Raw genomic sequence first — 12,646 nt, 5'->3', positions numbered from 1 at the left:
TTGACTCCTTATATCACGCAACAGGGGATTTCAAAGGGAAATGCTTTCCATTCTTTTTGCCAGAGGTTTCGCCAGCACCAGATGCATGACGGCAATGACCAGACCGATCACCCCGCACATGGTCCAGAGGGTGACGTTGCCATAACTGCTCAGCAACCATCCGCCAAAGGCCGGGGCCATCATAGCTGCAAGGCCCCATGCAGCACCGTTGATTCCGGCATAGGTGCCCCTCAGGTGGGCTGGAGCAAGGTCTGCGGTCACACTGGAGGCGACGGTGTTCATGCCCAGTTCTCCGAGCGTCCAGACCACCACCGCCAGCATGAACCCGGTCAGGTCATGGGCGAGAATGTGCAGCATCAGGCCCCCTCCCATCAGGAGGGCAGACACCGCCATCACAGTGGGTCTGGGAAAGCGGGGAAGCACCATCTGGGCCGGAATCCCGAGCAACACAATGATCAGGCCGTTGATGGCAATGGTCTTCCCAAACTCTGCTGCCGAGTACCCGAGTTGCTGCATCGCCAGAGACAGCACCCCGAAGCCCTGCATCATGAGGACCCCGAACAGGAAACCCGCAAAGGTGTACGCGTACAGCAGGTTGTCTTTGGGCATCCGCATTTTCTGGCCTTTGGTGCGCTGGCTTCTGGACAGGGTTTCCCTGAAGAAAAACAGCATCAGGAGACCACACACCGTCGAGGTGACCGCATCCCCATAAAACAGGTAGCGGTAATTCTGATCGGCCAGAAGCCCAGCCAGAATGGGTGCAATGGCTGCACCCAGATTGATGGCCCAGTAATTCATCCCATAAGCCCGGACCCGTGCCTCTGGAGGGACCAGATCGGCAACGGCGGCTTTCATGCCCGGACGGGAGGTGTTCATGATGAAGCCCAGCAAGACAATCACCCCCATCAGCAGGTAAAAATGCTTGACCTCACTGACCAGAACCATGAACAGGGCACTGCCAAACATGGAAAAGACCATGACTTTTTTGCGGCCCAACTGGTCGGTCACAAACCCGGCCAGAAACTGGGCCAGAAAAGACCCCACCCCAAACAGGCTCAAGGCCAGAGCAGCACTCTGGGTGCTCCACAAAAGCTGGGAGGTCAGGTAATAACTCAGGAAGGGCACCACAAAATCCCCCACCCGGTTGATCAAAGTGCCCCACCACAAAATCCAGAACTGCTGGGGCAAAACAGGCAAGATGCGTTGAATCAGGGGCCTCGGGGATTCCATAGGTTACCGTACCTTTTTGTTTTTGGTGTCTGGAATACGCCAAGGTGCCTAAAGGCGCCGAGGGCATAGGGCCGAGAGCCGAGGGCAACAGGCAGAGCATTGTTGTTCCTAACGTAGGGGCGCAGTGCTGCGCCCTGAGCACTTGGTGGGTATCATGCTCACATGGACACCCAAATTGTGACTGTGAAAGAAGGGCAGACCCTGACCTTGCCTCATGAATGGCTGGAACAGGCAGGCATTTTCCATGAAGCCGAGATCCTGATCACCGAAGCAGGCCTGCTGATTCGCCCGAGGGTTCAACCTTTCGAAGAGGCATTGGAACAGGTGTTGACCGACCACCACGATCTGTTGCGGAGCCTTGCCGAAAGATGAAACCCCTCACCACAGAGCAGGTGCTGAAAATCCATGACCTCAACATCGAGCGCTTTGGGGGATCTGCGGGTGTGCGGGACCTCGGGTTGCTGGAATCGGCACTCTCCCAGCCTTTCTTGAATGCTTTCGGACAGGAGAGGTATGAAGGGTTGTACATGAAAGCCGCGGCCTACTGGTATTTTCTGGCCAGAAACCACCCTTTTGTGGATGGCAACAAACGCACCGCCCTGACCACCGCTCTGGTGTTCCTGCACATGCATGGGGTGAAGATCCAGACCAGCAAAAAGCTGGAGGATGCTGCTGTGGATGTGGCCACTGGAACTTACACACTGGAAGAGATGGCCCAGAAATTGCAGGGGTGGCGCAGGGGTTGATGGTGTTTTCATTGGGCGAGGCATGCCGTCTTGTGCAAAACGCGAATCCGTATGCTGGCTTCTCTGCACGCCTTGCCCCTGCAGGATGTTGTTCAAGATTCTTTCCCTTGGGCGCAGCACGCTGCGCCCCTACAATTTCCCTTGACCATTTTTGCTGTGTAACACATGATGCTCTCGGCTCTCGGCTCTCGGCTCTCGGCTCTCGGCTCTCGGCTCTCGGCTCTCGGCTCTCTATCCCCCATACACCCGAGCTTCCAGCCCCTTCTTCACCTCAGGCCATTCGTCTTCCAGAATCGAATACATCACGCTGTGGCGGTAAGAGCCATCTGGCATGATCACATGGTTCCTGAGGACCCCCTCCTTTTTGGCCCCGAGTTTTTCGATGGCCCGCTGGCTTTGCAGGTTCAGGTGGTGGGTTTTCAGGCTGACCCGGATGGCCCCGAGGGTTTCAAAAGCGTGTTTCAGCATCAGGTATTTGGCCTCGGGGTTGATCTGGGTGCCTTGCTGGTCTTTGCGAACCCACGTTCCGCCGATCTCCAGCCCCCGATTCAGGGGCTCGATGGTCAGGTAAGAGGTGCTGCCAATGATTTCTCCGGTGTCTTTCAGGCAGGTGGCAAAGACCACCCTTTGCTGCACAATCTGGTGGTAAGCCTCGATGAAGGCGTCCAGTGTGATGTTGCCCTCGCCGTTCAGTCCTCGCACGGAAAACCAGCGCAGCAAGCCCGGCGAGAGGGTGTGGTACAGGGCTTCAAAATCCTGCACCTCCAGAGGTCGAAGCGTGACATGCTGTCCGGTCAGGGTGACGGGGTGAATCCAGTTTTGCATGCATCCTCCTGTGTTCAAAGGGGCTTTCATGACCATACAGACGCTTAAACAAGCCCCTGCACAGCTTCAAGATAGCCTCTAGGATACGGGGATGGTGGTCTTCTTTTAAGAGCCACTTTTGGAATTTTGAGGAGTACCAATGTTGCCCCCGAGTGTGCTGTCCCACCTGAACCGTGCGTCCGAAGTCCCCCTGCATTTGCAGGTCTATGAGGGACTCCGGGAAGCCATTCTGGAAGGAACCCTCAAACCCGCTCTGAAACTGCCATCAACCCGTGCCATGGCCGGGCACCTTGGGGTGTCCAGAAACACGGTTCTCCTGGCCTTTGAGCAGCTTTTGCTGGAAGGGTATCTGGAAAGCCGTGTGGGAGACGGCACTTACGTGACCCACACCCTGCCAGACACCTCCTTGCAAAAAGTGGAAGTGAAGCCCATCTCGGAAGGGGTGCAACCCAGACTTTCCGGCCGGGCCAGAAAGCTTTTGGAGGTGCAGGTCACCCAGTACCTCAGCCAGCCCGAGTACCGGGCATTTCGCTCGGGGATGCCTGCCCTGAAAGATTTCCCCTTCGAGGAGTGGCGCAAACTGCATGCCCGGCACTGGAAAAACCCTCCGGTGCAACTCTTGTCTTACGGAGATCCCAGAGGCCATTTCCCCCTCAGGCAGGCCATCAGCGAGTACCTGAACGCCTCCAGAGGGGTGCGCTGCACGCCCGATCAGGTGCTGATCACCTCCGGTTCGCAACAAGGGCTGGAACTGGCTGCCCGTCTGCTCCTCGATGAAGGAGACAGCCTCTGGATGGAAGATCCGGGGTATCTGGGGGCCAGAGCTGCTTTTCAGGCGTCAGGCCTCAACCTCTGCCCGATTCCCATCGATCAGGAGGGAATGCAGGTGCAGCATGGGGCCAGGCACCATCCCCATGCCCGCATGGTGTACGTGACCCCCTCGCACCAGTACCCTCTGGGCATCACCCTGAGCTTGACCCGCAGGCTTGAACTCCTCAAATGGGCCCGTGAAAGCGGAGCATGGATTCTGGAAGACGACTACAACAGCGAATACCGCTACGAAGGCCGACCTTTAAACGCCCTGCAAGGCCTCGATCAGGATGGGCGGGTGATTTACGTGGGCACCTTCTCCAAAGTGCTGTTGCCTTCCATCCGCATCGGGTATCTGGTGCTGCCCGAGCACCTGATGGACCTGTTCGTGCATGCCCGTTCTCTGGTGGACCGCATGCCCCCGGGCATCACCCAGGCAGTGCTGGCCGAATTCATGGAAAACGGCGGTTTCGAGAGGCATGTGCGCAAAATGCGCCTTTTGTATGCAGACCGTCAGGCCCTTTTTCTGAAAATGGCGGCCCTGCATTTCCCAGACTGGTTGCCGTTTCAGCCTTCACCTGCTGGAATGCATCTGGTTTCCCATCTGGATTCCCCTTTTTCGGATCAAGCTCTGGTGGAGGAGGCCCGCAAGGTGGGCGTCACGGTCCGTGCCCTTTCCCCGTCTTACCTTCAGGGTGCAAGGCAAGGTTTGCTGTTCGGTTACACCGGCTTTCCCGAGGACGAGTCCATGCTGGCAGCGCATGATCTGGGGCGGGTTTTGAGGTCGTTGTAGGGCTTCGCCCTGCCGAGGGCAAAAGAGAGATGCCGAGAGCCCAGAGCCGAGGGCCGAGGGCTAAAAAGCCAAGGTAGAAGGCAGAAAACAATGACTCAGTGCGACCCAGTTGTCTGGGGAGCACGTAGTCACAGTCAAGACAGAAGGCAAAAAAGGCTTTGGCGAAAGCGATGAAGCGTGCTGCGCCCCTACAGACGTTTCCCTTGACGATTTTTACCGTGTGGTACATCACGCTCTCGGCTCTCGGCTCTCGGCTCTCGGCTCTCGGCTCTCGGCTCTCGGCTCTCGGCTCTCGGCTCTCGGCGAGACAAGCCTTCCAAGCCCGAGGCCCCCTTTCCGCAACCCCGCTGACGTTTTCTCAGAAATGCAAATTTTAAGATGGGGCCATGACCTCCTCTTTGCAACATGAACGCTGGGACATCGAGAGCATCTTCCCTGATTTTGCTGCTTGGGATGAAGAATTTCAGCAGGTTGAACAGGAAATCCACACCCTGAAGGCTTTTCAGGGCACCCTGACCCGAGATCCTCAAGACCTGCACCTGTTCCTGAATGCCTGGAATGAATTGTCCGTGCGGGTGGGCAGGCTCAGCATTTACACCTCCATGCGGGTGAGTGCAGACACCACCGACAGCGAGGCCAAACGCAAGCAGGCCGAAAGCCAGGCACTCAGTGCTGCGTTCCAGAGCCAACTGGCTTTCATTGAACCCGAGCTTTTGACCCTCCCTGAAGAAACCGCCCGGCTCTGGTTCGAGAAACACGAGGGATTGAAGGTCTACCAGACGTACTTCGAGAAACTCTGGAGCCAGAAAAAAGCCCTGAGGTCCGCAGAGGTGGAGGCGTTGCTGGGTTCGGTGTCAGAGGCTTTTCAGAGTGCTCGGGGCATCCATTCCACGCTGGTCAATGAACTGGACTTTGGGACCATTGAGACCCCCGAAAAGCCTGTCAAACTGGCGCACAATTCCTTGCCCGGATTGCTGAGTCATCCTGTGCGCTCGGTGCGAAAAGAGGCGTGGGAGCAGTATGCCCGCAAGCATCTGGAGGTGCAGCAAACCATGGCTTCGGCCCTCTCGACGGGGGTCAAGCAGAATGTGTTTGTGGCCCGGACCAGAGGGTTCTCCAGCAGTCTGGAGGCGGCCCTTTACCCCAACCGCATTCCCGAGCAGGTGTACCACAACTTCATGCAGGTCTATGAAAGAAACCAGCAGGTGTGGCACCGTTACTGGCGCATCCGCAAACAAGCCCTCGGGCTTTCGGATTTTGCGGAATACGACATCAAAGCGCCCCTCACCCAGCGTGCTCCAGTGGTGACTTACAGGCAGGCCGTGGATTTCATCACGGCAGGCATGCGCCCTCTGGGAGAGGCCTATGTGCGCACGATGCGCTCGGGTTTGCTGGAAGACTGTTGGGTCGATCATGGTCTGAGTCCGAACCGTCGGATGGGGGCGTTCAGCATCGGGAACCGCCTGACCAAGCCGTTCATTTTCATGTCGTTTCAGGAAAATCTGTATGGGATGTCCACCCTGGCCCATGAAGTCGGACACAGCATGCACAAGCACCTCAGCAACCAGAGCCAGCCCATCGTGTACGAGCGCTACACCCTGTTTGCAGCAGAGGTGGCCAGCAACTTCAATCAGGCCCTCACCCGTGCCTATTTGCTGAGAACCGTTCAGGAGCGTGAATTCAGGATTGCTGTGCTTGAGGAGGCTTTCTCCAACTTTCACCGCTATTTCCTGATCATGCCGGTGCTGTCCCAGTTTGAACTGACCCTTCACCAGCATGCCGAGCAAGGCAAGACCTTCAGCGCAGCACAGATGAACCGCCTGATGGCCAATTTGCTGGGCAAGGTTTATGGTCAAGAAGTGCAAATGGACGAATCCCTGAACGGCATCATGTGGTCCCAGTTTTCCAACCACCTTTACGCCAATTTTTACACGTGGCAGTACGGCACAGGGATTGCGGCAGCCAATGCTCTGGCAGATCGGGTGCTCTCTGGTGAAACAGGTGCTGTGGAACAGTATCTGGAGTTCCTGTCTCTGGGTGGAAAATTGGCCCCTCTGGAAGCCCTCAAGATTGCCGGAGTGGACATGGCTTCTCCAGAGCCCATTGAGGCGGGATTTCGAACTCTGGAGCGCTTGTTGGACGAACTTGAGCGCCTGCTTTAAGAAACCTCATCAGAAAACCCGAGGAAGATTCCTCGGGTTTTTCCATTGGGGGACGGAAGCGTGGATGTTCAGGGATAAAGGGAACGGATGCCTGCAATGTCTCCGCTGCTGAGGGTTTTGGCGGCCCCGAGCCTGCTGAGCGGGATGCTGGTGTTTTTGGGACGGATGGTGGGCTGTCCGTTGGTGCTGAAGGCGTAAGCCGGGTAGTGCATGATGGAGTCAAAATCGTAGGCCCCTACAGCACGGCTGTTGCTTTCGATCTGGAAGTTGTGTTCGGTGCCGCTCTTGATGTTGGCCCACACGATGGTCACGTACTGGTCGCGGTCTTTGCGGCTCTGCTCGTGCCAGAGGCCCATGGCGTGTCCAAATTCGTGGATGGCTCCCGCCACCCCACATCCACCGTTGGCCAGCGAAAGGGCTTGTCCCCCTCCAATGCGGCCCACGTAGGAGTAGCATCCACTGTCCACAATCACACGCACGTAGTTGGTTTCGCTGGCACGGGGCACAATGCGAACCTTGGTGTAGGTGTTGTAGGTGTTGATGGCGCTCTGGACGTGGCTTCGGACGGTGGAGGACACATTCGAGGCAAACACGTAAGGGATTCTTGCGCTGGGCCACAGACCGCCGGTGTTGGCAATCACCGTGGAGTTTTTGTCGATGGCCTGACCCTCGGGCAGTTCGGCCAGCAGGATGTCTCCTTCAAAGAGGACTTTGTTGCCACGGACTTCGGCAGTGACGGGCTCTTTGTACTGGGGCAATTTCACCTGTACGGTGGCGTCTGGTGTGCCGGTCTGCTGGAACAGGGCGGTTTCGGCCAGAGAAGGGGTCTCAGCGGTGGTGCTGGGGGTGCTGGGGGTGCTGCTGCACGCTTGCAACAAAACAGCGGTCAGAGCGAAGCCGACAATGCTTGCGGTCCGTTTCATGGGTCCTCCAGAGGGTTGAAATTTGACCAACTATAAGATGTGAAAGTCATGAATGTCAAGAAAGGGTAATGACCTATCCCTCAAAAGGGTGTTGCCCCATATACTTGGAAAATGCTTTACAACTCAGGTCTGCGGCCACTGTCTGCAAACACTTTCTTCAGATTTCCTGTACACAAATTCCTGCTTCTCGGGGTGTTTTCCCTGCCTCTGGTGCAAGCCCACGGCATCAACAACCCTGCCATGTTTGACAGTGTTCTGAAGTACCAGACGGGGACCGTCCAGCTTTCGGATCAGCTTCAGATTCGCACAGGAACAGAATTGCGCTTCTTGAACGGTCAGGATGCCAACCATGTGATCTATGACGTGTGGGGAGGCAGTGCCGATCCCAACATTGTGGGTATGCTGCTCCCCAGAGACCTCAGTCCGGTGTCAGAGGGTGGATGGGGCCTCAGCATGGAACGTGTGGAGTCTGGTTATGTGGATGCGCGTCTCTGGAAAAACCTGAAGGCGCAGGACCTCCTGAAACAAATGCAAAAACAGCAAGGTCAGGCCGAGGTGCTCAACTGGGCCATGCCTCCGCGTTTTGATCCCCAGAGCGGTGTGCTGGTGTTTGCCACAGAAGTGAAGCTTCCCAATGCCAAAGACACTGCGGTTTTGCCCAGAGTGGTGGTTCTGGGCCGGGAAAGCCTGATCCTGATGAAAGGGGTCATCGAGAAAAAGCACTGGAGCAGCATGCAGCCTTTGCTGGCCCAGGTGGGAAACGCAGTGCAGTTTCAGAAAGGACACCGCTACACCGATGTGCAAGCCGGAGACAGGGTGTACGACTACGGCATGACCGCCCTGATCACTGGAGAGCCTGTGCAGGACCCTCAGGCCCCTGAGCCTGTGAAGTGGTTGCCCATGCTGGCTCTGGTGGCCGGACTGGGCATGATGGTGGCCCTGATGGGCAGAACCGTGCGTTCCAGAGCCTTAAAGGTTCAGGCAGATTGAGAGGGGTCTTGTTGGGCTGAGCGGGCACGGATGCCCAGCACCGTGTGCACCATTCCACCTGTGAACAGCACCATCAAACCCAGAAACAGAAAACCGGTCCATATGTTCATGTTCACAGCATAACAGATGGACCGGTTTTTCCATGTGACAGATCTGGCAAGTTGTCTTGAAATCAGGGGTTTCCCGTAGAAATGCTCTGGGCGATGTCCAGAATGCGTTCTGCTTCAATGGCATGCAGTTCTTCGATCAAGAGGCCATCCACCACCGTGACCCCCTGCTGGGCATCTTTGGCCTGCCATGCAGCAATCACTTTCTGTGCCCACTCGATTTCTTCAAGGGATGGTGAAAACACCCGATTGGCGACTTCAATCTGTGCCGGATGGATCAGGGTCTTGCCATCAAACCCGAGGTCGCGCCCCTGCACACAAACATCTTCAAGGCTGTCCAGATTCCTGAAATCCAGATGCACTCCATCCAGAGCGTATTTTCCATACGCCCGTGCATGGGTGACCACCTGAGACAGGGCATACATCAGGTTCTCGCGGTTTTTCATGGGACGGGCCTGCAAGGCTTTCACCAGATCGGTGGTGCCCATCACCAGAGCCTCTACATCGCTGTGACGGGCAATCTCTTGGCTGTTCACCAGACCCAGAGGGGTTTCGATCATGGCCCACAGGGGGAGACGCACCTCGGGCAGGTCTGCTGCCTGTTCCACTTTGGGAAGCACCAGCACATCCGGTTTGAGGTCCTGCATCAGGGCCAGATCGGCTTCGCCCCAGGGGGTGTGAATCGGGTTGATGCGCACCGCCACCTCCATGGGAAAACCGTCTTTCATGGCCTGAGCTGCCTGATTGCGAGCAAGGGATTTTTGCTCAGGCGACACGGCATCTTCAAGGTCCAGAATCACCACATCGGCCTGCAAGGTGCGGGCTTTTTCAATGGCTCGACTGTTGCTGGCAGGCAAAAACAGGGCACTGCGTCTGCGTTTGTAAATGGGCATGCTCTGATTTTAACGCCCAGCAGATGGGCCACAGAAAACAGGCTGTGCAGCATGTGCCACACAGCCCGGTACGTTTTCAATGGACCTTCAAAAAAGCTTCAGCAGGAGATTTCTTCGTATTTGGGGTCCAGGGTGGTGCCATAGACTTTGTAGCACTTGGTCACAGGTGCATCAAAGTTGGCGGTGAAGATGGTGGACCATCCAAAGCCCCACATCTCTTCCACTTTCAGGTGGATGTTGGTGGCCCCGGCAGGAATGGAGATGGATTTGTTCACCCCCAGAGAAAAATCCCCACTGTCCTGCGTAAAGTTGTGACCATTCAGGGTGTAACTGACTGAGAATCGGGCAACGTAGCCTCCACTGTTGCGCACCAGAATGGATCCGGCGGCAGTGGCTTCCATGTGGGCCATCACGGCTTCTTTGAACATGTCCATCACGCTCCTTGTGAATTGAAGGTCCTGCCTGAGCAGTGCTTCCTTCTGATGGACAGTGTGCCAAAAGGTCCGTTAATGCCCCGCTAACCTGCAAACAGGGTCAGTTAACGTTGAAGCACTCCAGAGCCCTCTGCACTTTCTGGATGTCCTCTTGCAGTCTCGGATTGGGCAAATGGGCAAGGTTGCGCAGGCGTTTTTCCTGTTCCAGAAGGTGGGTGTAAAGCAAAGGATTTTGATTTTTGAGGGGCCATGGGCCAAACCTCAGGGCCACATCCAGAGGCAGATCTGTGTAAGCAGGATCCGGGCCTGCTTGCCTCTGAAAGTGCAACACAGGGTAATGCCAGAAACCCACCGTGATGGTTTCTTGTTTCACGTGAAACCCTGTCTGCAGAGCCCAGCGTCTGACGGGTTCTGCCGAATCGTTGGGTTGCACCACCACATGCTCTGGAACCTTCTCTGGGTGGGCGGTCAGGATTTTGGCCATGAGGGCAGCCCCCATGCCGCAAATGCTGATGCTGTTCACCTCGCCCACTTGCAGGGGAGCAAGGCCGTCGCCCAGACGGGCTTCTGCCCGGTCTCCAAACTTTTCCAGATTCTTGCAGGCCAGCTCAAAAGGCTCGCGGTTTTTCTCAATGGCAATGCCCTTCAAAATGCGGTTCTGGTCCAGCAAATTGCCCAGCAGGTACGCATGGTCTGCGCCAATGTCAGCGTGGTTTCCCAGAGGAATCCACTCCAGCACAGTCTGCAAACGGGGTTCCAGACTTTTCAAATTCACAGCAGACCCCTGAGCACTTCTGCCCCGAGCAGCTCTTTTTTCCAGCCGTCAGCGGTCTCTGAGTGGCCCCACACGGCAGACAGCACACAGCAGTAGATCCCCCACTTCAGGATGCGGTCTCTGGACAGGTTCAAATGTTCAGCAAACAGGTTCACCCGTTGATTTTGCAGGTTTTGCAACCCTTTTGAATCATGGGACGCATAAAGCGTCGGATAAGGGTTTCTGAGGTAAGCCCCAATCTCATAAGCCCGTTCTCCGACCATGCCTTTCGGATCAATGGCCAGCCAATCCTCGCCACTTTGCAGGACATTGAAATGGTGCAAATCGCCATGCAGCACCACCTCTGCCTCTCTGGATTCCATCAACTCCTGATAAAACCGTTCTGCCAGATTCAGCAGATCCAGAGGAAAGTCTGTGCCAGAACGGGGAAACCCTTGCAGGCTCTGGTGCCAGTCTGCAATGTGGGGAAAACCGTGCTGCTCGGGGACCGGATGCCAGATGCGCTGCATCACCTTGCACATCTGCTTTGTGGCCTCCTCCTCTGGAAGCTGGGTCAGCATGTGGCCCGGAGACAGGTGTTCCAGCAGCAAGGCACCACGTTCTGGATCGGATGCCAGCAAACGAACAGCCCCTTTCCCTGCATACAACTTCAGGGCAGCCATTTCAGAACGCAGTTCGTCTCTGGGCACCCCGAGTTTCAGCACCACATCCTTCCCATTTTGTTGTGCACGGGTCACGTGATTGAAAGACAGGTTCTCAAAAGGGTCTTGCAGTTCCAGAGCCCAGACTTCAGCAAAATGGTCCAGCAAAGCAGGAAGTCCCTCAAGCCATGCTTCCCCCTCATCTGGAAAGTACACTTGCAGGTTTTTCACCAACTCAGGATGGAGGTTCACGAATCCGATTTTACCTCTGGGAGGAGTTCCACCACATCGGTCAATCGAATGACCCCACCTGAAATCACCCTTGCGGTGATGCCCCCATGACCCCGCATGGCGTTGTACCCTCCGGGTCCCAGTTCCTCTTCCATTCTGCTGCAAGGGTGGCAGTCTCCAGTGCCCTCAAAAACCACCTCACCAATGCGAAAACGGGCTTTCTTCAGGGCATGCACATTGATGCCCCGGACCACCAGATTCCGGCGCACCTGCTCTGGGCGCACCTCAGGAAGGCGCATCAATTGGGCCACCACCTCCAGATGCTCGGCCTGAATCAGGGTCACCTGACGCTTGCTCGGGTTCTTGCCTCGGGTTTGCAGGTTCTTCAGACCCTGAGCACCTGTGTGGTCTCCAGAGAGCCCAGCATCAGCAAGCACTTCCACTTCATGGACCACCTGAAGGGGTTGACGGTAAGCGGGCCTCAGGCCCATCCAGACCAGTTCGCCCTGAAAAGGTTGGCTGGAAAAAAGATCTTTCAGCATGGTTGATTTTATGCCCTGCAGGGGTGAGAAGGTCGAGTTGCAGCAGAAGACACCTGTGCCGAGAGCCAAGGACCGAGTGCCGAGGGCAAAAGATGCTGTGGTTTAAGCTTATCGGGTGCAGCACGCTTCTTGTGCAGAACAGGAGATCAGATGTTGATCTCCTTGCCCGCTTCTTGTGCAGGACAGTTCACGACATGTTGGTTGCACCCCTACAGATCCCCTTGACGATTTTCCCTGTGTGACACATCATGCTCTCGGCTCTCGGCTCTCGGCTCTCGGCTCTCGGCTCTCGGCTCTCGGCTCTCGGCTCTGTCTTGACCCTACTACGCGCTTGCGGGACGGCCCGCGTCGCGCTGGGTCGCTCGGCTCTCGGCAAAAAGACAAAGCCCCGTCGCATAGTCCAGTCCCTTGAGATTCTGCCCCACAGCCGATACACTGTTTCCCATGCCAGAGAAGCGATATCATTCCGCAAGAGCGCCCCAGAGGACTGGCGTTTAAGCGAACTGTTGCTTCTTTGAACCCCAAACCCCAAAGGCGTGCCCAC

The 12,646-nt window shown here is 56.4% G+C and carries 14 protein-coding genes; 5 read left to right on the top strand and 9 right to left on the bottom strand.

Annotation, left to right across the window (positions count from 1 at the left end; translation table 11 throughout):
• Positions 1–30: 30 nt before the first annotated feature.
• Positions 31–1,230, bottom strand: a complete 1,200-nt coding sequence (locus tag Q371_RS17125; protein ID WP_034342551.1) for an MDR family MFS transporter — start codon at positions 1,228–1,230, stop codon at positions 31–33.
• Between the two features lie 162 nt (positions 1,231–1,392).
• Between Q371_RS17125 and Q371_RS17120 the strand changes: the two genes are divergently transcribed.
• Together Q371_RS17120 and Q371_RS17115 are read left to right on the top strand one after the other, a co-directional pair.
• The gene (locus Q371_RS17120) at positions 1,393–1,602 is read left to right on the top strand and encodes a hypothetical protein (RefSeq protein WP_034342550.1); all 210 of its coding nucleotides are present in this window, start codon (positions 1,393–1,395) and stop codon (positions 1,600–1,602) included.
• Positions 1,599–1,976 (top strand): type II toxin-antitoxin system death-on-curing family toxin, encoded by a 378-nt coding sequence (locus Q371_RS17115; protein WP_034342548.1) that lies wholly within the window; start codon positions 1,599–1,601, stop codon positions 1,974–1,976. The genes Q371_RS17120 and Q371_RS17115 overlap by 4 nt, the downstream gene beginning before the upstream one ends.
• Positions 1,977–2,207: 231 nt before the next feature.
• Here the strand turns inward: Q371_RS17115 and Q371_RS17110 are convergent, their stop codons facing one another.
• Entirely contained in the window at positions 2,208–2,801 is a 594-nt protein-coding gene (locus tag Q371_RS17110; RefSeq protein ID WP_034342634.1) for a GNAT family N-acetyltransferase, read from the bottom strand.
• 139 nt (positions 2,802–2,940) lie between these two features.
• On the opposite strand from Q371_RS17110, the gene pdxR reads away from it, so the two are divergent.
• The gene (gene pdxR / locus Q371_RS17105; protein WP_051964680.1) at positions 2,941–4,404 is read left to right on the top strand and encodes a MocR-like pyridoxine biosynthesis transcription factor PdxR; all 1,464 of its coding nucleotides are present in this window, start codon (positions 2,941–2,943) and stop codon (positions 4,402–4,404) included.
• Positions 4,405–4,790: 386 nt separating this feature from the next.
• Positions 4,791–6,566: an oligoendopeptidase F gene (gene pepF, locus Q371_RS17100; RefSeq protein ID WP_034342546.1), complete on the top strand. Its 1,776-nt coding sequence runs from the start codon at positions 4,791–4,793 to the stop codon at positions 6,564–6,566.
• A 68-nt stretch (positions 6,567–6,634) separates the two neighbouring features.
• Here pepF and Q371_RS17095 read toward each other — a convergent pair whose 3' ends face one another.
• Positions 6,635–7,489 carry a M12 family metallopeptidase gene (locus Q371_RS17095; protein WP_051964679.1) on the bottom strand — a complete coding sequence of 285 codons (855 nt, stop codon included), beginning with the start codon at positions 7,487–7,489 and terminating at the stop codon, positions 6,635–6,637.
• Positions 7,490–7,600: 111 nt separating this feature from the next.
• Here Q371_RS17095 and Q371_RS17090 point away from each other — a divergent pair, with 111 nt between their 5' ends.
• Complete coding sequence (locus tag Q371_RS17090) at positions 7,601–8,479, top strand: DUF2167 domain-containing protein (RefSeq protein WP_034342545.1); 879 nt, start codon at positions 7,601–7,603, stop codon at positions 8,477–8,479.
• On the opposite strand, the gene Q371_RS28105 is transcribed toward Q371_RS17090, so the two are convergent.
• The 6 genes from Q371_RS28105 to Q371_RS17065 all read right to left on the bottom strand — a co-directional run bounded on the left by Q371_RS28105 (position 8,467) and on the right by Q371_RS17065 (position 12,102).
• Positions 8,467–8,589: a hypothetical protein gene (locus Q371_RS28105; protein WP_281174325.1), complete on the bottom strand. Its 123-nt coding sequence runs from the start codon at positions 8,587–8,589 to the stop codon at positions 8,467–8,469. The genes Q371_RS17090 and Q371_RS28105 overlap by 13 nt on opposite strands.
• A 62-nt stretch (positions 8,590–8,651) precedes the next feature.
• Complete coding sequence (locus Q371_RS17085; protein WP_034342543.1) at positions 8,652–9,479, bottom strand: HpcH/HpaI aldolase/citrate lyase family protein; 828 nt, start codon at positions 9,477–9,479, stop codon at positions 8,652–8,654.
• A gap of 98 nt (positions 9,480–9,577) precedes the next feature.
• A complete protein-coding gene (locus tag Q371_RS17080) occupies positions 9,578–9,913 on the bottom strand; it encodes a thiol-activated cytolysin C-terminal domain-containing protein (RefSeq protein ID WP_051964677.1) in 336 nt (111 codons plus the stop codon).
• A gap of 100 nt (positions 9,914–10,013) precedes the next feature.
• Entirely contained in the window at positions 10,014–10,688 is a 675-nt protein-coding gene (locus Q371_RS17075) for a tRNA (adenine(22)-N(1))-methyltransferase (RefSeq protein ID WP_034342541.1), read from the bottom strand.
• Entirely contained in the window at positions 10,685–11,581 is an 897-nt protein-coding gene (locus tag Q371_RS17070; protein ID WP_034342538.1) for an aminoglycoside phosphotransferase family protein, read from the bottom strand. Before Q371_RS17070 ends, Q371_RS17075 begins: the two co-directional genes overlap by 4 nt.
• Positions 11,578–12,102, bottom strand: a complete 525-nt coding sequence (locus tag Q371_RS17065; RefSeq protein ID WP_034342535.1) for an MOSC domain-containing protein — start codon at positions 12,100–12,102, stop codon at positions 11,578–11,580. Before Q371_RS17065 ends, Q371_RS17070 begins: the two co-directional genes overlap by 4 nt.
• Between the last annotated feature and the right edge of the window lie 544 nt (positions 12,103–12,646).

Origin of the sequence: Deinococcus misasensis DSM 22328 (genome assembly GCF_000745915.1) — a bacterium.
In the GTDB taxonomy this organism is placed as follows: Bacteria; Deinococcota; Deinococci; order Deinococcales; family Deinococcaceae; genus Deinococcus_C; species Deinococcus_C misasensis.
The sequence above is the reverse complement of the archived record's forward strand: the minus strand, read 5'-3'. Positions and strand labels throughout refer to the sequence as shown.

Coding starts and splice junctions, on each gene's coding strand:
- Q371_RS17110 (WP_034342634.1), bottom strand. CDS start 2,801: ATGCAAAACTGGATTCACCCCGTCACCCTGACCGGACAGCATGTCACG.
- pepF (WP_034342546.1), top strand. CDS start 4,791: ATGACCTCCTCTTTGCAACATGAACGCTGGGACATCGAGAGCATCTTC.
- Q371_RS17120 (WP_034342550.1), top strand. CDS start 1,393: ATGGACACCCAAATTGTGACTGTGAAAGAAGGGCAGACCCTGACCTTG.
- Q371_RS17085 (WP_034342543.1), bottom strand. CDS start 9,479: ATGCCCATTTACAAACGCAGACGCAGTGCCCTGTTTTTGCCTGCCAGC.
- Q371_RS17115 (WP_034342548.1), top strand. CDS start 1,599: ATGAAACCCCTCACCACAGAGCAGGTGCTGAAAATCCATGACCTCAAC.
- Q371_RS28105 (WP_281174325.1), bottom strand. CDS start 8,589: ATGAACATATGGACCGGTTTTCTGTTTCTGGGTTTGATGGTGCTGTTC.
- pdxR (WP_051964680.1), top strand. CDS start 2,941: ATGTTGCCCCCGAGTGTGCTGTCCCACCTGAACCGTGCGTCCGAAGTC.
- Q371_RS17095 (WP_051964679.1), bottom strand. CDS start 7,489: ATGAAACGGACCGCAAGCATTGTCGGCTTCGCTCTGACCGCTGTTTTG.
- Q371_RS17065 (WP_034342535.1), bottom strand. CDS start 12,102: ATGCTGAAAGATCTTTTTTCCAGCCAACCTTTTCAGGGCGAACTGGTC.
- Q371_RS17125 (WP_034342551.1), bottom strand. CDS start 1,230: ATGGAATCCCCGAGGCCCCTGATTCAACGCATCTTGCCTGTTTTGCCC.
- Q371_RS17090 (WP_034342545.1), top strand. CDS start 7,601: ATGCTTTACAACTCAGGTCTGCGGCCACTGTCTGCAAACACTTTCTTC.
- Q371_RS17080 (WP_051964677.1), bottom strand. CDS start 9,913: ATGGACATGTTCAAAGAAGCCGTGATGGCCCACATGGAAGCCACTGCC.